This is a genomic window from Labrys okinawensis, assembly GCF_002982075.1.
GTDB lineage: Bacteria > Pseudomonadota > Alphaproteobacteria > Rhizobiales > Labraceae > Labrys > Labrys okinawensis_A.
In genome coordinates, this window is sequence record NZ_PUEJ01000002.1 from 205219 (window position 1) to 224627 (window position 19409).

Consider the following 19409-nt stretch of genomic DNA (forward strand, 5'->3'; position numbering starts at 1 on the left):
AGGAACCGTGCTACGCAAACCCTGATTGGCGCCCATGAACACGAATCCCCCCCTGCTCAAGAAGATCCTGATCGCCAATCGCGGCGAGATCGCCTGCCGCGTCATCCGCAGCGCCCGCAGGCTCGGCATCGCCACCGTTGCGGTCTATTCCGATGCCGACCGTGACGCGGTGCATGTACGCGAGGCCGACGAAGCCGTGCGCATCGGCCCGCCGCCCTCTTCCCAATCCTATCTGGTGATCGACGCCATTCTCGCCGCGGTCCGCCAGACGGGTGCCGACGCGGTGCATCCGGGTTATGGCTTCCTGTCGGAGAACGCCGCCTTCGCCCAGGCGCTCGCCGAGGAGGGCGTCGCCTTCATCGGCCCGCCCCCCAGGGCGATCGAGGCGATGGGCGACAAGATCACGTCGAAGAAGCTGGCGGCCGAAGCCGGCGTGTCGACGGTGCCCGGCCATATGGGCCTGATCGAGGACGCCGCCGAAGCCGCCCGCATCGCAGCCGAGATCGGCTATCCCGTGATGATCAAGGCCTCCGCCGGCGGCGGCGGCAAGGGCATGCGCATCGCCTGGAACGACGCCGAGGCCCGCGAGGGCTTCCGCGCCTCGCGCTCGGAGGCCAAGTCCTCCTTCGGCGACGACCGCATCTTCATCGAGAAATTCGTCACCGAGCCGCGCCATATCGAGATCCAGGTACTGGGCGACCGCCACGGCAATCTGATCTATCTGGGCGAGCGCGAATGCTCGATCCAGCGCCGCAATCAGAAGGTCATCGAGGAAGCGCCCTCCTCCTTCCTCGACGAGGCAACGCGGCGCGCCATGGGCGAGCAGGCCGTGGCCCTCTCCCGGGCGGTCGGGTACCACTCCGCCGGCACGGTGGAATTCATCGTCGACAAGAACCGCAATTTCTACTTCCTGGAGATGAACACGCGCCTTCAGGTCGAGCATCCCGTGACCGAGCTGGTTACCGGCATCGACCTGGTGGAGGCGATGATCCGCGTCGCCGCCGGCGAGCGCCTGCCGATCCGCCAGGACGAGGTTCGCCTCTCCGGCTGGGCGATGGAAGCGCGCGTCTATGCCGAGGATCCCTATCGCAACTTCCTGCCCTCGATCGGGCGCCTGACCCGCTATCGTCCGCCGGCCGAAGGGCCGGATGGCGAAGGCGGCCTGGTGCGGGTGGATGCCGGCGTGCAGGAAGGCGGCGAGATCTCGATCCATTACGACCCGATGATCGCCAAGCTGTGCACCCATGCGCCGACCCGCCTGGAGGCCATAGACGCCCTTGCCCGCGCCCTCGACCGGGTCGAGCTGGAGGGTATCGGCCATAACCTGCCCTTCCTGGCGGCCCTCGCCGATCACGAGCGTTTCCGCGCCGGGCGGCTGACCACCGCCTTCATCGCGGAGGAATATGTGGGCGGGTTCACGGGTGTGACGCCGACGGAGGCCGACCTGCCGCGCCTGGCGGCCGTAGCCGCCGTGGTGAGCCATATCCGCCAGCACCGCGACAGCGCCATCTCCGGCGCCATGGACAATCACCGCCGCGCCATCGGCCGCGACTTCGTCGCCACCCTGGCGGGGCAGGCCCTGCCCTTCACCATCGATGCCGTCGATGGCGGCTACCATGTCGTCTTCGCCGACGGCCCGCTGCTCGCCGTCAGCAGCCGATGGACGCCGGGCCAGCCCCTTGGCCAGTTCAGCGTCGGCGGCGAGGCCATGGCCGTGAAGGTTGGCGTCACTCCCGGCGGGCTGCGCCTGCGCTGGCATGGCCGCGACGTCCTCGTGCAGGTGCGCAGCCCCCGCGTCGCCGAGCTCGCCCGCCTGATGCGCGAGAAAATTCCGCCCGATACCTCCAAGCTGCTGCTCTGCCCGATGCCCGGCGTGGTCGCCGCGATCACCGTCAGCGAGGGCGAGGCCGTGGAAGCGGGCCAGGCGCTCGCCACCATCGAGGCGATGAAGATGGAGAACGTGCTGCGCGCCGAGAAGGCCGGCACGATCCGCCGCATCGCCGTGGCCGAGGGCGCCAGCCTCGCCGTCGACGAACTCATCCTCGAATTCGAATGAGAGAACAATTCACCCTCCCCTGAAGGGGGAGGGTCGGACGAAGTCCGGGGTGGGGTGAAAAAACACAACGGTGGAGGAAATCACCCCACCCCGACGCTCCGCGTCGACCCTCCCCCTCCAGGGGAGGGTGAGCAATTACCGAGTATGAGGCAAATGATGTCAGACCCAGCGATGTCGAAATCCTCCACATCCCAAGCCACCGCACTCGAAGACTGGCGCAGGCTCGCGAAAAAGGAGGTCAAGGCCGATCCCGACAGCCTGACCTGGCAGACCCCGGAGGGCATCGCGGTCAAGCCGCTCTATACGCAGGCCGACCTCGCCGGCATCGCCCATCTCGGTTCCCTGCCGGGCCAGCAGCCTTTTCTGCGCGGGCCGCGCGCCACCATGTATGCCGGCCGGCCCTGGACCATCCGCCAATATGCCGGCTTCTCCACCGCCGAAGCCTCGAACGCCTTCTACCGCAAGGCGCTGGCGGCCGGGCAGAAAGGCCTTTCCGTCGCCTTCGACCTCGCCACCCATCGCGGCTATGATTCCGATCATCCCCGCGTGGAAGGCGATGTCGGCAAGGCAGGCGTCGCCATCGACAGCGTCGAGGACATGAAGATCCTGTTCGACGCCATCCCGCTCGAGGAGATGTCGGTCTCCATGACCATGAACGGGGCGGTGCTGCCGGTGCTGGCCTTCTTCATCGTGGCGGGCGAGGAACAGGGTGTATCGCACGCGAAACTATCGGGCACGATCCAGAATGACATTCTCAAGGAATTCATCACCCGCAACACCTATATCTACCCGCCGCAAGCCTCGATGCGTGTCGTCGCCGACATCATTGCCTACACCGCCCGGGAGATGCCGCGCTTCAACTCGATCTCGATCTCCGGCTACCACATGCAGGAAGCGGGGGCGACTTTGGTGCAGGAGCTCGCCTTCACCCTGGCCGACGGCCGCGACTATGTGCGGGCGGCGCTGGCCAAGGGGCTCGACGTCGACGCCTTCGCCGGCCGGCTCTCCTTCTTCTTCGCCATCGGCATGAATTTCTTCATGGAGGTGGCCAAGCTGCGCGCGGCCCGCCTCCTGTGGTCGCGCATCATGACCGAGTTCGGGCCGAAGGACCCGCAATCGCTGATGCTGCGCACGCATTGCCAGACCTCGGGCGTGTCGCTGGCCGAGCGCGACCCCTACAACAACATCGTGCGCACCGCCTATGAAGCGATGGCGGCGGCGCTCGGCGGCACACAGTCGCTGCACACCAATTCCTTCGACGAGGCCATCGCGCTGCCAACGGAATTCTCGGCCCGCATCGCCCGAAACACCCAGCTGATCCTGCAGCACGAGACCGGCGTGACCAAGGTTGTGGATCCCCTGGCCGGCTCCTATTACGTCGAAAGCCTCACCCATGACCTCGCCAGCCAGGCCTGGACGCTGATCGAGGAGGTCGAGGCGATGGGCGGCATGACGGCGGCGGTGGCGGCCGGCCTGCCCAAACGCCTGATCGAGGAGGCCGCGACCAGGCGGCAGGCGGCCATCGACCGCGGCGACGAGGTGGTGGTGGGCGTCAACCGCTACCAGCTCGAAGACGAGCCTGCGATCGACAGCCTCGACATCGACAATCACGCCGTACGGGCCGCGCAGATCCGGCGATTGGAGGATATCAGGCGCCGGCGCGACCCGCAGGCGGTCGCCAAGGCCCTCGCCGCCCTCGCCGAGGTGGCACGCACGGGCACCGGCAATCTCCTGGAGGCGGCCGTCGAAGCCGCCCGCCACCGCGCGACCGTGGGCGAGATCTCCGACGCGCTCAGGGCTGTGTTCGGGGACCACAGCGCCCGCCCCGAGGTGGTGACGGATATTTATCGCACCGCTTTCGGCGAGGGACCGGAAGTGGCTGTCCTCGCCGACCGCATCGCCGGTTTCACGGCGCGACGCGGCGCCAAGCCCCGCATCCTGGTGGCCAAGCTCGGCCAGGACGGCCATGACCGCGGCGCCCGTGTGGTGGCATCGGCCTTCACCGACATGGGTTTCGAGGTGGTTTCCGGCCCGCTGTTCCAGACGCCGGACGAGGCTGTCGACCTTGCTTTGGCCGAGAAGGTCGACGTCGTCGGCATCTCCTCGCTCGCGGCAGGTCACAAGACGCTGCTGCCCCAGCTGATCGAAAGGCTGAAGGCGCGCGGCCGCGCCGATATCGCCGTGGTCTGCGGCGGCGTCATTCCGCGCCAGGACTATGATTTCCTGCACGAGGCCGGCGTTGCGGCCGTGTTCGGCCCGGGCACGCCGGTGCTCGATGCGGCCCGCACCGTGCTCGATCTGCTGGAGGGCCGGCTGAGCAACGAGCGGCGCTAGAAACCTTCTCCCCTTGCGGGAGAAGGTGGCATTGCGAAGCAATGACGGATGAGGGGTGTTGGCGCCCCCCATCCATGTCGAGTTTCACCCCTCATCCGCCCCTTCGGGGCACCCAGTCCACTCCAAGTGGAGTGGACGATACCCGCAAGGGGGGAAGGCTGGTTGCGCTTTTACCCCTTCACCCTGGCTTCCGCAGCCACGATGGTGTTGTGCAGCAGGCAGGCCACGGTCATCTTGCCGACACCGCCGGGAACCGGGGTGATGTAGGAGGCCTTGCCCATGGCTTCGTTCGTGGCGACGTCGCCGACGATGCGGCCCTTGCCGTCCTCGGTGGGCACGCGGTTGATGCCGACATCGATGACCACGGCACCGTCCTTGATCCAGTCGCCCTTGACCATTTCGGGCCTGCCGACGGCGGCCACCAGGATATCGGCCTCGCGGCAGACGGCTGGCAGATCCTTGGTGCGCGAATGGGCGATGGTCACCGTGCAGTCATAGGCGAGCAACAACTGCGCCATCGGCTTGCCGACGATGTTGGAACGGCCGACGACCACCGCCTTCTTGCCGGAAAGCCCTTCCTTGCCAACGGTGTCGAGCAGCATCAGGAGCGAGCCGAGCGGGGTGCAGGGGATCAGCATCGCTTCCGGATCGATCCTGGACGCGGTGAAGAGCTTGCCGACATTCATCGGATGGAAGCCGTCGACATCCTTGGCCGGATGGATGGCGTCGATCATCATCTGGCCGTCGAGATGGTCGGGCAGCGGCAGCTGCACCAGGATGCCGTCAACGCCCGCATCGGCATTGAGGCCGGCGATCACACCGAGCAGTTCTTCCTTGGAAACCGTCTCCGGCAGTTCGATCAGACGGCCGTCGATCGCCGTCTCATGCGCCATCTTGGCCTTGGTGTTCACATAGGCCCGGCTCGCCGGGTTGTTGCCGACGATCACCACGTCGAGGCGCGGCTTGCGGCCATGGGCGGCGGCGAAGGCCTCGGCGCGAACCTTGGTGCGGGCGCGGACATTGGCCGCATGGACGTTGCCGTCGATCAAGTCGGTCATGGCAAGCTTTCGATTTGTTTACGGGTAGTGGAATTTTTTTCTTGAGAATAAATTATAGCGCAGACATGTCTCGCGCAACAAGCCTATCTCGCCCTGTTCTGTCTTGTTTTTCCCTCAGATGCGCGGCCAGCTCGGGGGCATGATGCGGACGAGACGTCCAGGCGGTAGGATAGGGTTGGGCGAGATGACCGGACGCCGAAAAGACTCAACACTTGCGCCCCCTCGCCCCGTTTACGGGGAGAGGATAGAGGTGAGGGGCTACGCAATGCCTTCAATTTAAGAGGTCGAGCTGCCCCTCATCCTTACCTCTAGTCAACTCAAGAGAGTTGACGATACCCCGTAAGAACGGGGCGAAGGGATGACCGGCGCCGCGTTCCTGGCCCCGAGCGTGCACTCTGCGTAGTTGGAATGTGTCATTCCGGAACCGTTGACAGGACCCGCTTTTGCCTCCGGAGTAGCGTCCTGACAAGGTCGACCGATGGCCCTGCGATTCGCGGGTATCGCCTATCGGCCGGCCAGCTTGAGGAGACAGGCCATGGCCGATGGCAGCACGCGCCAATTTTCGATCCCGCGCGAAAAGGATCTCCAGCTCAGGACCATCCGCAACACCGGCGGCCTCAGCGTCTCCTTCCTGGAGAACGGCACCGTCTTTTCAATCGACCATGACGACGGCAAGGACCGCATCACCCTCAACCAGGTGCTGGGATCGCCGGTCCATGGCGGCATCGGCCGGCTCTATCTGCGCGCCGGCGGCGCGAATCCCTTCGTGCAGGAACTGGTCGGCCCCGGCGCCAAGGGCCTTTTTGCGGCCGGTGGCTCCAGCGCGGTCTGGCAGGGCGAGGCCGGCGGCATCGCCTATCGGGTAAGGCTGGCGCTCCATCCCAGCGAGGCACTGTGGTTCTGGCAGGCCGAGCTGTCAGGCTCGGGGCCGGCCCGCTCCTGCGACCTCGTCCTCATCCAGGATGTCGGCCTGGGCAGCCGCGGCTTCCTGATGAACAGCGAAGCCTATGTCTCGCAATATCTCGACCATCATGTCGAGACGCACGAAACCCTCGGCCCGGTGCTGATGAGCCGGCAGAACCTGTCGCAGGGCGGCAAGTTCCCCTGGCTGGCGCAGGGCTGCGCCAGCGGCGCGAAAGGCTTCGCCACCGACGCGATCCAGGTCCTCGGCCCGGATTACCGCATGACCGGCGTGTTCGCCGTCCCCTTCGGCACCGATCTGCCCTCGCAGCGCCGCCAGCACGAGGTCGGCTGCATCGCCCTGCAGTCCAATGCCGCCACTGTCGGGCAGGACGCGAGGGCCGAGATCACCTTCTTCGGCCTGCTGTCGCGGGATCATCCGGCCGCTTCCGGCCCTGCCGACCTGCCCGTGGCCGCCGCCGCAGCCGTCCGTGCGGGTGAAGCCGGCACGGATATGCCCTCGCCCGCCGGGACGGCGCGCAGCCTGGTGCAGGATGCCGCTCCCCTGGCGGCCCTGCCGCTCGAGGCGGGCGAGATCGCCGCGCTCTATCCCGAACGCCGGGCGGAAGAGACCCGGAACGGCACCTTGCTCTCCTTCTTCGTGCCGGAGGGCGAGCAGAACCGGCATGTCGTGCTCGCCGCCAAGGAAGCCCAGGTGCCGCGCCGCCACGGCGCCCTCTTGCGCAGTGGCGCCAGCATGCGGCTCGACGACGCAACCCTGTGCTCCACCGCCTGGATGCATGGCGTGTTCGGAGCGCAGCTCACCATCGGCAACACCTCCTTCCACAAGCTGTTCTCGGTCTCGCGCGACCCCTACAACATCACGCGCGGCAGCGGCCTGCGCATCCTCGTCGACCTGGGTGGCGGCTGGGAGCTGCTGGCCGTGCCGAGCGCCTTCGACATCGGGTTGAGCGATGCCCGGTGGATCTATCGCCTGCCCGAACGCACGATCACCGTGCGCGCAGTGGCCGCCGGCGACGCGCCGGCCATGCAGTGGCGCGTCACCGTCGACGGGGCTCCCTGCCGCTTCCTGGTGTTCGGCCATGTGGTGATGGGCGAGCGCGACTATGAGCAGACCGGCACCGTCACCATCGATGTTTCAGCCAAGCGCATCAGCCTCACCCCCGGCTCGGATTGGCTGTGGGGCCAGACCTACAAGGAGGCGGCCTATCACCTCGTCACCTCCACGCCGGCTGCCGTCGAAGCCATGGGCGGCGACGAGCTCATCTACCAGGACGGCCGCCCCCGCGGCGGCGCCTATGTCGCCCTGCGCTCCCATGCCACCAATGAACTCGTCTTCGCGGTCACCGGCTCGATGACGTCGGCCGCCGAGGGCGAACGACTGGCCGCGCGTTTTGCCGCCGGCCCGGATGCCGAGAGCCTGCTTGCCCCGGCGCGCCGGTTTTGGAGCCTTCTCACCCGCGACCTCAGCCTGAAGGGCAGCGGCCCTGATGTCGAGGCCCAGAATCTCTTCCTGCCCTGGCTCGCCCACGACGCCATGATGCATCTCACCGTGCCGCACGGGCTGGAGCAATATACCGGCGCCGCCTGGGGCACCCGCGACGTCTGCCAGGGCCCGGTCGAGCTGATGCTGGCTCTCGAACATGACGCCGAGGTGCGCCACATTCTCCTCACTCTCTTCGGCGAGCAGTCGCAGAATCGGGGCGACTGGCCGCAATGGTTCATGCTCGATCCCTATCCCTATATCCGGGCGGGCGACAGCCATGGCGACGTCATCGTCTGGCCGCTGAAGGCGCTGTGCGACTATGTCGAGGCCACCGGCGACCTCACCGTGCTCGAGGCGCAGGCGCCGTGGCGCGACGACAAGAATGCGGCGACTGCGGCGCGGTCGACGCTCGCCGCCCATGTCGACAAGCTCCTCGCCACGGTTTCGGCCAGCTTCATCCCCGGCACCCATCTGGTGCGCTATGGCGAGGGCGACTGGAACGATTCGCTCCAGCCCGCCGATCCGCACTTGCGCGACTGGATGGTGTCCAGCTGGACCGTGGCGCTGCTCTATGAACAGATCGTGCGCTATTCTTCCATCCTCAAGCGCCGGGGCGAGACAGCCCGCAGCGTCGAATTGTCCGATCTCGCGGCCCGCATGCGCGGCGATTTCAACCAGCATCTCGTCCGCGACGGCGTGGTGGCCGGCTACGGCCTGTTCGATCCCGAGATCTTCGGCGCAGCGGAGGCGGCTCCCACCGGGACCGACATCGCCCCGGTCGATGCGAAGCAGGGCGGCGTCGAACTGCTGCTGCATCCCAGCGACACCAGGACGGGCCTGTCCTATTCGCTGATCTCGATGACGCAGCCGATCATCGGCGGCCTGTTCACGCATGATCAGGCACGCCGCCACCTCAAGCTGATCGAGGAGCATCTGCTGCTGCCCGACGGCGCCCATCTGATGAACCGTCCCGTCGTCTACAATGGCGGCCCGGAAAAACTGTTCCGCCGCGCCGAATCCTCGTCCTTCTTCGGGCGCGAAATCGGCCTGATGTATGTGCACGCCCATCTGCGTTATTGCGAGGCCCTGGCCAAGCATGGCGAGGCCCAGAAGGTCTGGGACGGCCTTGCCCTGATCAACCCGATCGCGGTGACGCAGCGCCTTCCCAACGCATCGCTGCGCCAGCGCAACACCTATTTCTCCTCCTCCGACGCCGCCTTCCCCGACCGCTATGTCGCCAGTGCAGAATGGGGCCGGGTCAGGGCGGGGACGGTCGATGTCGACGGTGGCTGGCGCATCTATTCGAGCGGCCCGGGGCTCTATACCCGCGCCATCGTCGAGCAGGTGCTGGGTAAGCGCCGGCATTTCGGTGTGAGGGAAGAGAACCCGCTGGCGGTGGCGGCGCTGGAGGGCAGCCGGTCGAATCTGGCGTAAATCTCTCCGGGTGCGGGACGTCTCGTCCGCTCTTGGAAACGCAGCGCCTGCGGCAAGGAAGATGCGGACGAGACGTCCATAGGCGCTAAGATAAGGGGTTGGGCGAGATGAGGCGGTTGGAGATGAAGCTCGACATATGAGCCCCCTCGCCCCGTTTACGGGGAGAGGATGGAGGTGAGGGGCTACGCAAGGCGTCAGTTTGTGAGGTCGCGCCGCCCCTCATCCTTACCTTCTCCCCGTAAGAACGGGGCGAAGGGGTGGCCGGCGTCGCGTCTCTGGCCTTATCTTAGCGCCTATGGACGAGACGTCCCGCACCCGGAACTCTACTCTTCCTTCTTGGCCTGACGCTTCTTGGTGCGGCGACGCAGCTTGCGCAGCTCCGTGCTCTCATGCACGCCGAAGGTGGAGACGGGCTTCCTCTTGCGCGAAGCCGCCCTCTTCTCGGCTCGCGCCTTGTCCGCCAGCAGCGCCTTCACCTGCTTGAGCTGCTCCTGCGTGAAGAAGACGTCCCGGCCCATGGCCGTGAAGAAGCCGTGCTGGCGCGCGACATTGGCAAGAGGCTTGGTCTCCATCCCGAGAAGCCGGGCCGCCTGGGCAAGCGATATCGGGGAGGAGGATTGCGGATCTTCGGTCACGGTCGGTTCCGGCATGATTGTCTCGATCCTCAATAATGCGGCGGCGGTGGTTCGGGCAAACCGGCGAGATCGGCGCGCTGCTCGCCGATCTCGACGCGATCCTGCAGCTGGGCGAGCAACCGGTTCAGCGCCTCGATCTGCTTCCATTGCGCGATGATGGCCTGGTTGAGATCCTCGATGGTCTCGTCCTGGAAGGCCACGCGCGTCTCCAGAGCGTCGATGCGAGAATTGAGCGTCTCGATCTCGGTCATGGCCCCTCACATCTTGCCGAAGAAATCACTGATATCGAAGCAGATCGCCTGCTTCGCGCTGCCCTTGGAAATATCCAGCACGTCGTAAAGGCGCCCGTTCCCGTTCAACAGGACCTGCCGGTCGCGCCGCCAGCCGGGCCTGTTCTTGCGCAACCAGGCATATTCGGAGGCAACGCCGTCGAGCTCGCCCCTGGCGCCCAGGACCTTGAACGCCGCATCGGCGGGGACCGGGCAGGTCGCCGGGCCGAACCGGATGCCCGCCTGCGCAACGGCAGGCAGGCTGCACAACAATGCCACCGCGATGATAACACGAATGATGCCGCCCACGCTTCGCCCCTTTTCGGCTTTCTCATCCAACTTCTTGGCAAGATATTTGCGCTAGAACCAGCCCATGTTTCGGGGATTCGGCATATTTCGCGCGTCGACATGGGTCAACCTGACCAAATTCGCGATCGTCTTCATCGTCGCGATGAATCTGGCGCGTCTCGACCGCCTCACGGGCATCGCCGCCGGCCTTGCCCTCGCCGCCCTCGTGCTGGTCTGGCTGCTGACGCGGCTCGGTCTCCTGCCGGTCGGCGGGGACAGCGCGGAATGGCGGCGCCTGATCCGCCGCCACGACCAGGCCCTGACCAGGCGCTATCGCCAGCTCGTGCGCGTCAACGCCTATGGCGCCGAAGAATTCGACAAATGGCACGAGGAGCTGGTGCGCTTCCGCGCCTCCACCAAGCTTTCCCTGGACGAGAAGGATGTCGCCCGCTTCGATGCCCTGGCCACCCGCATGGTGGGCAAATGGGCGGCCGTGGAGCCCGATGCCCGCATTCCCGACGCCATGGAGGAGATCTCGCCGCAGGATTACGAGCATCTGTGCGCCGACCTTCTGCGCAAGGCCGGCTGGGAAGCGGAGGTCACGGGGCAATCGGGCGATCAGGGCGTCGACATCCTGGCGCGGCGGGACGACCTCTCCGTCGCCCTGCAGTGCAAGCTCTATTTCGGCAATCCGGTCGGCAACAAGGCCGTGCAGGAAGCCCATGCCGCCGCAGGCTTCGTCGACGCCGACTATGCCGTGGTGGTCTCCAACCGGGATTTCACCAATGCCGCCGAGCAGCTCGCCCGCAAGCTCGGCGTGCTTCTCGTCCACCACAGCGAGTTGCCGGATCTCGAGACCATGCTGCAGCCGGTACGGTGAGGCGCGACAAGCCTTCTCCCCTTGCGGGAGAAGGTGGCATTGCGAATGCAATGACGGATGAGGGGTGACGGCGACCACCCTCCATCGTTGCGTATCTCCCCTCACCCGCCCTTCGGGCACCTTCTCCCGCAAGGGGAGAAGGCTTGTCGCGCCTCAATCCGGATAGCTCACCTGGAACTCGATCTGGCCGTAGTCCTGGAAGGTCCAGTGTCTCGCGGCCTGGCCGGGCCAGAGCAGGGTGACGGCGCCGGCGGCCGGACGGTAGCAGGCCGTGTAGACCGTGCCGAAGCCCTGCGCATAGCTGGTCGCCAGCAAGGGCGGGGTCAGGAAGGCTGCCGCCAGCCCGTTTCCGTCGAGCGTAGGATCCGCCAGAAGCTGTTCGAGGGATTCCGCCCGCTGGACGGTACGGGAGAGGCGGCCATGCCTCGGCCATTCCACCCCGAGCTGGTGATTGGTGGTGAAGGCCTTGCCGGAGACGATCGCCGGCCGGTCCGGCGAGAGATAGACCGTTTCCCAGCGGCCCTGGCGGTCGAGCACGGTGACGTTGTAGGCCATGTGGCAGGGCACCGAGCGCAGCGCCTCCACAGCCTGATGCGTATCGGAGCAGACCTCCAGGAGATAGCGCACGATCATGGGCGCGCCGAAGCCCCGGCCCGCCACCGCGCGGCCGCCAAAGGTGAGCGAGACGACGAGGCCGGCATCGTTCATGCCGTCGGCGAGGCCGGACAGCCCGTCCACCATGCCCATCACGTCCCGGCTGCGCCAGCGCGAGCGCAGGAGCGTACCCTCGTTCAATTCCGGCGCCAGGTCGTAATTGCGCACCAGGATGGGACCGTAGTCATCGACCAGCACGGCCTGGCTGCAATGGACGAGGTAGCGCGGCGGGGTCCAGAAACTCAGGAAACGGGCGACGTCCTCGTCCGATGGCACCGCCGCCACCAGTCTCGACCACAGCCCTTCCATTTCCGGCATGAAGCGGCGGACGGCTCGGGCGGCATCGACGAGGCTCGGCGCCTGCGCGCCGCCCCGTTCCAGAAACCATTGCCGCCATCCCGGCCAGCCGGCCTGGAACACCGCGTTCCAGGCCAGGCCGGGCTCCTGTTCCCGCAAGCTGCGGAAGCCTACGTTCATTTCTTTCCACTCATGCCGTCAGAGCCTGATTCGAAACTCGCGGCGCAATTATCGACAGCGCGGATCTTGTCATTGCCGGACTTGACCCGGCAATCCAGCCCTGGGTCCGACCGCACGCAGTGCCTCTGGATAGCCGGGTCGAGCCCTGCTACGACAAAGCTCGAGGTGCTTACGTTTCTTTCGGTCAAACCCATTAGATCCACTTGGCCGAGGCCATGTCCACCGGCGGCACGATAGCGGTCATGGCGGACAGCGGCACCGACTCGAATTGCGCCTTGATGCCGGCGTTCCATTTCTTGGCACGCGCCAGCAATTCGCGGCTGTCCGATTGCATCCGGCCTCGCGCCAGCAGACAGCCCATATCGGCGCCATGGTAGCAATATTCTCCCACGCCGTACACGCGCATGTAGAAGGCCTCGTTCTCGTCCCCGACGCTGGTGAGATCGAGGGCGGAGCGCTGATAGGCGATCTCGCCGCGGTCATTCATGCGCCAGATGCCCGATTGCGGTACGCGCGTGAGCATTTCCACCTTGTCCTCGGTCTGCTTGAGGATGAGCTGGGTCCAGTGGTCATATTCCTTCCAGCGGTTCTGCACCGCCTCGACGTCGAGGTCGTAATCGACGTCGAGGAATTCGAGCAGATGGAACAGGAAGAGCGGGCAGCCGCCATAGATGGTGGTGATCAGATTGGTCGGCGGCGAGGCGCCGGAAACGCGCGGATTGAGCTCACCCAGATAGACCTCATGCGTGTCGGTATCGAGCAGGAAGTCGCAGCAGAACACGCCGCGATAGCCCTCGGCATAGAGCCGGTCGCCGAGTTTGCGGGCCATTTCGCGCACCCGGTCCGGGGCATCGCCCGGCAGGATGGTGGGCGAGACGTCGTTGCCGCACCAGCCGCCCTTATAGGGCGTGATTTCGGCAAAGCCGGTGATGTCGGTCATGACGGGGCCGACCAGCGTGCCGTGGCGCGTGCAGCAGCCCTCGATGGTGCCGGGAAGGTGATTGATGCGCTTCATCACCTTCAGTTCCTGGCCGATGATCTTGGCGGCGTATTTGTCCCAGTCCGCCTGGCTCTTGACGAAGAAGGTGGTGCGCCCGCTGTCGCCATAGGGCGTCTGCACCACGAGGTCGCTGCCGAGCCCCGCCGCGGCCGCCAGGGCGCCGAGCTCCTCATAGCTGCCGGCAAAACCCATGGTGTTTGGGGCGCTGGCCACCCCAGCCTCGTTGCCCAGCCGCGTCGTCTCGATCTTGGAATCGAGGCGGGTGCGCAAAGCGGCCTTGGGCAGGGCGACGTCGACCCCGGCCTCGGCGCAGAGCTCCTCGGTCTCCTCGTCAAACATCACGAAGATCGCCTTGCCCCGCGGCTTCTTGCGGATGCGGGCCCGGAAGGCGGGATGGGCCACCAGGTAATTGGCGACGTCCTCCATCGACTTGAACTCGACCGGCCCGGTGCGCGGCGGCACGAAGACGCGCGGATGCCTGCCGTCGAAAATGTCGAAATAATTGATGAATTCCAGCCCGCCCACCCACTCGTCGAGCCCGAGCAGGTTGAAGGGTGTCGGCGTGACGACATAGATCGGCGTCTCGTTCATGCGCAGGAAACGATAGATATCGCTCAGGCTGCGCAGCTTCTCGCGTCCGCTCATGGTGGGGATCCCATTCTCTGCAGGGTTTGTCGTTGTGGCAGGGGCCTGTTGGGCCGAAGAGGCGAAGCGCGGGGCTCGAAGAGCGCACCATCGTCCCATGCGATAATGGCGAAGGAAAACCGGCGGGATGCCGGAAGGGCGCCTGTCTCAGGTGCCGTCGTCGCGCTCCGAACGGCCGCAACATGCGTGCGGCGGCTCAACCAGGCGACAACAGGCTCACCAGCCGGCATGAGGCTCCCTTCTATGGGGCGACGTCCTCTGTGCCAAATTTCTGACACACTTCCGGCAGGCCGGCAACCGGGCCGAAATGGGGATGAAGCAATCGTCTTTCATCCTGGCTGCGAGGCCGTGGTGGTTATATCGCGTCTCTCGGCTGCCCGCGCTCACGCCCTCGCGTGCGGCCCTTCCGCCCGCAAAGCCCCCGGCGGCATGCCCGTCACACGCTTGAAAGCGCGGCTGAAGGCAGCCTGCGAGGCATAGCCGAGGCGCTGGGCGGCGGTGTCGATCGACATGCGGTCACGCCCGATCCATTCGGCCGCCAGGCGCATGCGCAGCTCGGTGACATAGCGCAGCGGGGTCTGGCCGGTCACCGCCAGGAAGCGCTCGGCGAAGACCGAGCGCGAGGCCCCCATTTCCTGCGCAAGCTCCGCCACCGTCCAGTCCCGGCCGGGATCGCGGTGCATGGCGCCGATGGCGCGGCTCAGGCGCGGATCGCGCAGCGCATCAAGCCAGCCGCCGACCTCGCCGCAGCCGCATTCCACCCAGCCGCGCACGATCGAGGCCGAGACCACGTCGGCCAGCCGCGCCAGGATGCCCGCCGAGCCGACGCGCTCGGTCAGCACCTCGCGCTCCATCGCCCGCAGCATCGGCTCGATCTCGGGCTGACGTTCCAGGAGCGTGCCGACCAGCATCACCTCGGGCATCTGGGCGACCAGCGGACGCATGCCGCCGAGATCGAACTCCATGCAGCCGCTGAAGACATGGGCATGCTTGGTCGGGCAGGTCTCCTCGACGCAGGCCGAGACCGCGCTGACGCTCTTGCAGAGCGGAACCGCCTCATAGGCGCCGACATCCTGGCTCGGCAGGTCCGGCGCCGAAACGAGATCGTGCTCCCCGCCGCGCGGCAGCAATACGGCATCGCCCGGTCCGAGGCTGTGCACCGCCCCGGCCGCCATGCGCAGATAGACCGTGCCGCAGGCGACGAAATGGAACTGGGCCCGCCCTTCGGCCGTGCCGAAACGGACGCCGAACGGCGGCGCGGCATGCAGCCGCCGATATTGCACGCCGTTGAGCCGCATCCCGAGGAGCAGCTCGCTCATCAGGTCGGCTGGCGGGTTATCGCGGCGTGTACGCTCACGTCCGGACGAATGGTATAGCATTCCGGATTTGATGACATGGATCGTCCGAAATGTCCACCCTATGTTGCTGCAACGCAATAGCGTTTTGCGATTTGGCGGGACGCCAAGAATCGCAAAACGCGTCAAACCAAAGAACTGGAGCAAATCAGCGTTTCGCCTAAACGCGTTTTGCTCCAGATCAATTCGACAGGACAGACAGATGAGCGAAGCGTTGCAGAGCGCCTCGTCGCTTGAGGCGATCGAGGCCGATCGCGGCCCGCACCGGGCCTACAAGGACGACATCCCCACCGCAGCCGCGCCGGGCTCGCAGAACGCCTTATGGGGCGCCGTGGTCTCCATGATGCTCGGCGTTTTCGGCCTGGTGACGGCCGAGTTTCTGCCGGCCAGCCTGCTGACGCCGATGGCGCGCGATCTCGGCGTAACCGAAGGCGTGGCCGGCCAGGCCGTTACCGCCACCGCCACCGTGGCGCTGATCACCAGCCTGCTCGTGGCAACGGTGACCCGGCGCATCGACCGCCGTCTCGTGCTGCTGGCCTTCTCGATCCTGCTGGTTGCTTCCAACCTGCTGGTCGCCTCCGCTTCAAGCCTGCCGGCCCTGATCGCCGGACGGGTGCTGCTCGGCATCGCCCTCGGCGGCTTCTGGACCATGTCGGCGGCAACGGTGATGCGCCTGGTGCCGGAGGCACTGGTACCGCGCGCCCTGTCGATCCTGTTCAGCGGCGTCTCGGCGGCGACGGTGTTCGCCGCCCCCGTCGGCAGCTATGTCGGCGACATCGCCGGCTGGCGGGCTGTCTTTCTCATGGCGGCCGGTCTCGGCCTTCTCGCTTTGGTGGTGCAATTCGCCACCCTGCCGCGCCTGGAACCGCGCGGGCATGCCCGCCTGCGCACGCTGTGGGAGGTGCTGATGCGGCCGCAGATCGGCCTCGGCATGGTGGCGGTCACCCTGGTGTTCACCGGCCACTTCGCCTTCTTCACCTATATCCGGCCCTTCCTGGAGACGGTGACGGGGGTCGGCGTGAGCACCATGTCGGCCATCCTGCTGGGCTTCGGCATCGCCAATTTCCTCGGGACCTTCCTCGGCGGCTTCCTGCTTGAGCGCAGCCTCAGGCTGACCCTGGCCGCCATGCCTCTGGCAATGGGCGTGCTCGGCCTGGTGCTTGCCGGCCTCGGCAGCGCGCCAGTGGCCGATGCCGTGCTGATCGCCCTGTGGGGCCTCGCCTTCGGTGCCGTGCCGGTGGCCTGGACGGCCTGGATCACCCGCGCCGTGCCGGACGAAACCGAAAGCGGCACGGCCCTGATCGTGGCGGTAATCCAGCTAGCCATCGCCCTCGGCGCCGCCGGCGGCGGCACGATCTTCGACGTCAGCGGAGCGGGCGGCGTGTTCGTCGGGGCAGGCCTGGTTCTCCTGTTGGCGGTCCTGCTCATTCTCGCCGGCGTGGGCTCGCGCCTGGTAACGGCGGCGGCGTAGAACATCGTATCATCCCGGACCTGCGAAGCGGCACTCCGTGCCGCCTCGCGTCCGGGATGACGTGCGTCAGGCCGCCTGATCCGGCCGGGGGCCGACATAGCGGGACTGCGGGCGGATCAGCCGGCCATAGAGCACCTGCTCGCGGGCATGGCCGATCCACCCCGCCACACGCCCGGTGGCGAAGACGCTGGTGAAGCTCTCGCGGGGGAAGCCGAGGGCTTCGAGCAGCAATGCCGTATAGAATTCCACATTGATCTGCAGCGACCGGTCCGGCTTGCGGCGGGCCAGAATGCTGGTTGCCGCCGCCTCCACATGCTCGGCCAAGGCCAGGCGGCTCCTGTCGTTAGTGCCGGGCCCGAACAACGCCGCAACGGCCCGCTTGAGCGCCTCGGCCCGCGGATCGCGCACGCGGTAGACACGATGGCCGAAGCCCATCAGCCTGTCGCCGCGGTCGAGAGCCGCTTCCAGCCAGGCCTCGGCCGTCTGCGCCGCGGCGATGCCGTCGAGCATGTCGAGCACCGGGCCCGGCGCACCGCCATGCAAAGGCCCCTTCAGGGCACTGAGTGCCGCCAGCACCGCCGAGGTCAGGCCGGCCTGTGTCGAAGCGACGACCCGAGCGGTGAAAGTCGAGGCATTGAGGCCGTGGTCGCTGACCGTGACCAGATAGGTATCGAGGGCGGCGGCGGCCTCCCAGCGGGGCACCGTCCCGTGCAGCATGCGCAGCATGTCGGCGGCATGGCCGAGCGTCGGATCCGGCGCGATCGCCGCCTCGCCCCGACGCTGCCGGATGATGGCCGGGGTCAGTATGGCGGGCGCGGCGATCAGCCGAAGCGCCACGTCAAGGTCCTCGCCGTCCCCCAGCCGGGCCATGGCGGCGCGCAGCGCATCGGTGGCAGGCAGCTTCCTATCCGGCGCTCCCCCGGCGACGAGCATTTCGAACACGTCGCGGCGGGCCATGCCAAGGCGGGACGCCAGTGCCGCCGGGCCGGGCAGATCCTGGAAGAAGCCGTCCAGCAGGATGGCGACCAGGTCCTCATAGCCGACATGCCCGGCCAGATCGTCGAGCGAATGACCGCGAATGACGAGCCGGCCGGCAAGGCCGTCCACGTCGGACATCACGGTTTCCGTGGCAATGACATCATCCAATCCATTGTTCATCGCAATCTCCTTATCAAAGTTGCGACAAGCATTTGGGCGCTTTAGCATTGACGTCAATCTTGATCAAAATCGTCAATGTATCTGCCCGGTTGCGCCGATGTCCTGGATCACCTCTGAGGAAGCCCTCGCCCTGCTCAAGGTCCAGCCGCAGACGCTCTATGCCAATGTCAGCCGCGGCCGGATCCGCACCAGGCCGCATCCGCAGGACGTGCGGCGCAGCCTCTATCATGGCGAGGACGTCAAAAGGCTGGCGGGACGCCATGCCGGGCGCCGCAGTGTCGCCGACGTCGCCACGCAGACCATCTCCTTTGGCGAGCCCGTGCTGGCCTCCGGTCTCTCCACCATCGCCGACGGCCGCCTGTGGTATCGCGGCGAAGATGCCGCCGGCCTGGCGGAGCGGGCGAGCCTCGAAGAGATCGCGCGACTGCTCTGGCAGGTCGGCAGGGTCGATTTCGCCTTTCCGCCCACCGTCAAGGGCACCCCGGTCCCGGCCAATCCTTTCGAAGCCGCGCTGCTCGCATTGGCAAGACGGGCCAGCCATGACTTTCCCACCGGCGGGCGCTCGCATGCCGTGCTCTGCCGGGAAGCGGCGGGCCTGGTCGGCACCATGGCGGCCGCCATGCTCGGCGGGGGCGCCGATGGTGCCTTGCCGCTGCACCAGCAGGCCGCGCAGGCCTGGCAGGCGCCCGACGCCGCCGACCTCATACGGCGCGCCCTGGTGCTGCTGGCGGATCATGAGCTCAACGCCTCGACCTTCGCGGCCCGCACGGCCGCATCGACGGGCGCTCCGCTGGCCGCCGGCCTGCTGGCAGGGCTGGGTACCCTCGCCGGCCCGCTGCACGGGACCGCCGCCGTGAGCATGCAGGCCTTGGCGGAGACGGCCCGGCGCATCGGCGCCCGGCGCGCCGTGCATGACTGGCTTTCCCGGGGCCATCGCCTGCCGGCCTTCGGCCATCCGCTCTATCCCGGCGGAGATCCCCGCGCGACTGCCCTTCTGGCCTGCTTTCCCTGCAGCGAGATCTATGAGGAGATTCGTGAGGCCGTGGCCGAGCACGGCGACGAGCCTCCCAATGTCGACTTCGCCCTCGCCGCCCTCGCCGACCGCCATGGCCTGCCGGCGAGCACGCCCTTCACGCTCTTCGCCCTCGCACGCTCGGTCGGCTGGATCGCCCATATGCTCGAGCAGACCGCCAGGGGCAGCCTGATCCGCCCGCGCGCCCATTATGACGGGCCCCCGCTGACGACGGCGGCCAGCGTGGAGACGGCCTGACGCCCGCCAGCGACCGCC

At 66.9% G+C, this 19409-nt stretch carries 14 protein-coding genes; 6 read left to right on the top strand and 8 right to left on the bottom strand.

The window, feature by feature from the left end; translation table 11 throughout:
• Positions 1 to 34: 34 nt before the first annotated feature.
• Together C5L14_RS04510 and scpA are read left to right on the top strand one after the other, a co-directional pair.
• On the top strand, positions 35 to 2056 hold the full coding sequence (locus C5L14_RS04510) for an acetyl-CoA carboxylase biotin carboxylase subunit (RefSeq protein ID WP_105860862.1): 2022 nt from the start codon (positions 35 to 37) through the stop codon (positions 2054 to 2056).
• A 156-nt stretch (positions 2057 to 2212) separates the two neighbouring features.
• Positions 2213 to 4390: a methylmalonyl-CoA mutase gene (scpA, locus tag C5L14_RS04515; RefSeq protein ID WP_428832606.1), complete on the top strand. Its 2178-nt coding sequence runs from the start codon at positions 2213 to 2215 to the stop codon at positions 4388 to 4390.
• Between the two features lie 170 nt (positions 4391 to 4560).
• Here the strand turns inward: scpA and C5L14_RS04520 are convergent, their stop codons facing one another.
• Positions 4561 to 5448, bottom strand: coding sequence for a bifunctional 5,10-methylenetetrahydrofolate dehydrogenase/5,10-methenyltetrahydrofolate cyclohydrolase (locus C5L14_RS04520; RefSeq protein ID WP_105860864.1), 888 nt, complete (start codon positions 5446 to 5448; stop codon positions 4561 to 4563).
• A 535-nt stretch (positions 5449 to 5983) separates the two neighbouring features.
• On the opposite strand from C5L14_RS04520, the gene C5L14_RS04525 reads away from it, so the two are divergent.
• Positions 5984 to 9289: a GH36-type glycosyl hydrolase domain-containing protein gene (locus C5L14_RS04525; RefSeq protein WP_105860865.1), complete on the top strand. Its 3306-nt coding sequence runs from the start codon at positions 5984 to 5986 to the stop codon at positions 9287 to 9289.
• 323 nt (positions 9290 to 9612) lie between these two features.
• Here C5L14_RS04525 and C5L14_RS04530 read toward each other — a convergent pair whose 3' ends face one another.
• From C5L14_RS04530 to C5L14_RS04540, 3 genes are read right to left on the bottom strand one after another with little or no spacing between them, the layout of a single operon-like run.
• Complete coding sequence (locus C5L14_RS04530) at positions 9613 to 9939, bottom strand: hypothetical protein (RefSeq protein WP_105860866.1); 327 nt, start codon at positions 9937 to 9939, stop codon at positions 9613 to 9615.
• 14 nt (positions 9940 to 9953) lie between these two features.
• Positions 9954 to 10175 (bottom strand): SlyX family protein, encoded by a 222-nt coding sequence (locus tag C5L14_RS04535; protein WP_105860867.1) that lies wholly within the window; start codon positions 10173 to 10175, stop codon positions 9954 to 9956.
• Between the two features lie 6 nt (positions 10176 to 10181).
• Positions 10182 to 10502 (bottom strand): hypothetical protein, encoded by a 321-nt coding sequence (locus C5L14_RS04540; RefSeq protein ID WP_105860868.1) that lies wholly within the window; start codon positions 10500 to 10502, stop codon positions 10182 to 10184.
• 64 nt (positions 10503 to 10566) lie between these two features.
• Here C5L14_RS04540 and C5L14_RS04545 point away from each other — a divergent pair, with 64 nt between their 5' ends.
• Positions 10567 to 11361 carry a restriction endonuclease gene (locus C5L14_RS04545; RefSeq protein ID WP_105860869.1) on the top strand — a complete coding sequence of 265 codons (795 nt, stop codon included), beginning with the start codon at positions 10567 to 10569 and terminating at the stop codon, positions 11359 to 11361.
• 153 nt (positions 11362 to 11514) lie between these two features.
• On the opposite strand, the gene C5L14_RS04550 is transcribed toward C5L14_RS04545, so the two are convergent.
• The 3 genes from C5L14_RS04550 to C5L14_RS04560 all read right to left on the bottom strand — a co-directional run bounded on the left by C5L14_RS04550 (position 11515) and on the right by C5L14_RS04560 (position 15516).
• Positions 11515 to 12492, bottom strand: a complete 978-nt coding sequence (locus C5L14_RS04550; protein WP_105860870.1) for a C45 family autoproteolytic acyltransferase/hydolase — start codon at positions 12490 to 12492, stop codon at positions 11515 to 11517.
• A 193-nt stretch (positions 12493 to 12685) separates the two neighbouring features.
• Positions 12686 to 14137 (bottom strand): biotin carboxylase, encoded by a 1452-nt coding sequence (locus C5L14_RS04555; RefSeq protein WP_105860871.1) that lies wholly within the window; start codon positions 14135 to 14137, stop codon positions 12686 to 12688.
• Between the two features lie 383 nt (positions 14138 to 14520).
• Positions 14521 to 15516 (bottom strand): AraC family transcriptional regulator, encoded by a 996-nt coding sequence (locus C5L14_RS04560; protein WP_105860872.1) that lies wholly within the window; start codon positions 15514 to 15516, stop codon positions 14521 to 14523.
• 178 nt (positions 15517 to 15694) lie between these two features.
• Between C5L14_RS04560 and C5L14_RS04565 the strand changes: the two genes are divergently transcribed.
• A complete protein-coding gene (locus C5L14_RS04565) occupies positions 15695 to 16963 on the top strand; it encodes an MFS transporter (protein WP_105860873.1) in 1269 nt (422 codons plus the stop codon).
• 66 nt (positions 16964 to 17029) lie between these two features.
• Here the strand turns inward: C5L14_RS04565 and C5L14_RS04570 are convergent, their stop codons facing one another.
• A complete protein-coding gene (locus C5L14_RS04570) occupies positions 17030 to 18121 on the bottom strand; it encodes a citrate synthase/methylcitrate synthase (RefSeq protein ID WP_105860874.1) in 1092 nt (363 codons plus the stop codon).
• Positions 18122 to 18218: 97 nt separating this feature from the next.
• On the opposite strand from C5L14_RS04570, the gene C5L14_RS04575 reads away from it, so the two are divergent.
• Complete coding sequence (locus C5L14_RS04575; protein WP_105860875.1) at positions 18219 to 19391, top strand: citrate synthase; 1173 nt, start codon at positions 18219 to 18221, stop codon at positions 19389 to 19391.
• Positions 19392 to 19409: the final 18 nt, after the last annotated feature.

Coding starts and splice junctions, on each gene's coding strand:
- C5L14_RS04510 (WP_105860862.1), top strand. CDS start 35: ATGAACACGAATCCCCCCCTGCTCAAGAAGATCCTGATCGCCAATCGC.
- scpA (WP_428832606.1), top strand. CDS start 2,213: ATGTCAGACCCAGCGATGTCGAAATCCTCCACATCCCAAGCCACCGCA.
- C5L14_RS04520 (WP_105860864.1), bottom strand. CDS start 5,448: ATGACCGACTTGATCGACGGCAACGTCCATGCGGCCAATGTCCGCGCC.
- C5L14_RS04525 (WP_105860865.1), top strand. CDS start 5,984: ATGGCCGATGGCAGCACGCGCCAATTTTCGATCCCGCGCGAAAAGGAT.
- C5L14_RS04530 (WP_105860866.1), bottom strand. CDS start 9,939: ATGCCGGAACCGACCGTGACCGAAGATCCGCAATCCTCCTCCCCGATA.
- C5L14_RS04535 (WP_105860867.1), bottom strand. CDS start 10,175: ATGACCGAGATCGAGACGCTCAATTCTCGCATCGACGCTCTGGAGACG.
- C5L14_RS04545 (WP_105860869.1), top strand. CDS start 10,567: ATGTTTCGGGGATTCGGCATATTTCGCGCGTCGACATGGGTCAACCTG.
- C5L14_RS04550 (WP_105860870.1), bottom strand. CDS start 12,492: ATGAACGTAGGCTTCCGCAGCTTGCGGGAACAGGAGCCCGGCCTGGCC.
- C5L14_RS04555 (WP_105860871.1), bottom strand. CDS start 14,137: ATGAGCGGACGCGAGAAGCTGCGCAGCCTGAGCGATATCTATCGTTTC.
- C5L14_RS04560 (WP_105860872.1), bottom strand. CDS start 15,516: ATGCTATACCATTCGTCCGGACGTGAGCGTACACGCCGCGATAACCCG.
- C5L14_RS04565 (WP_105860873.1), top strand. CDS start 15,695: ATGAGCGAAGCGTTGCAGAGCGCCTCGTCGCTTGAGGCGATCGAGGCC.
- C5L14_RS04570 (WP_105860874.1), bottom strand. CDS start 18,121: ATGAACAATGGATTGGATGATGTCATTGCCACGGAAACCGTGATGTCC.
- C5L14_RS04575 (WP_105860875.1), top strand. CDS start 18,219: ATGTCCTGGATCACCTCTGAGGAAGCCCTCGCCCTGCTCAAGGTCCAG.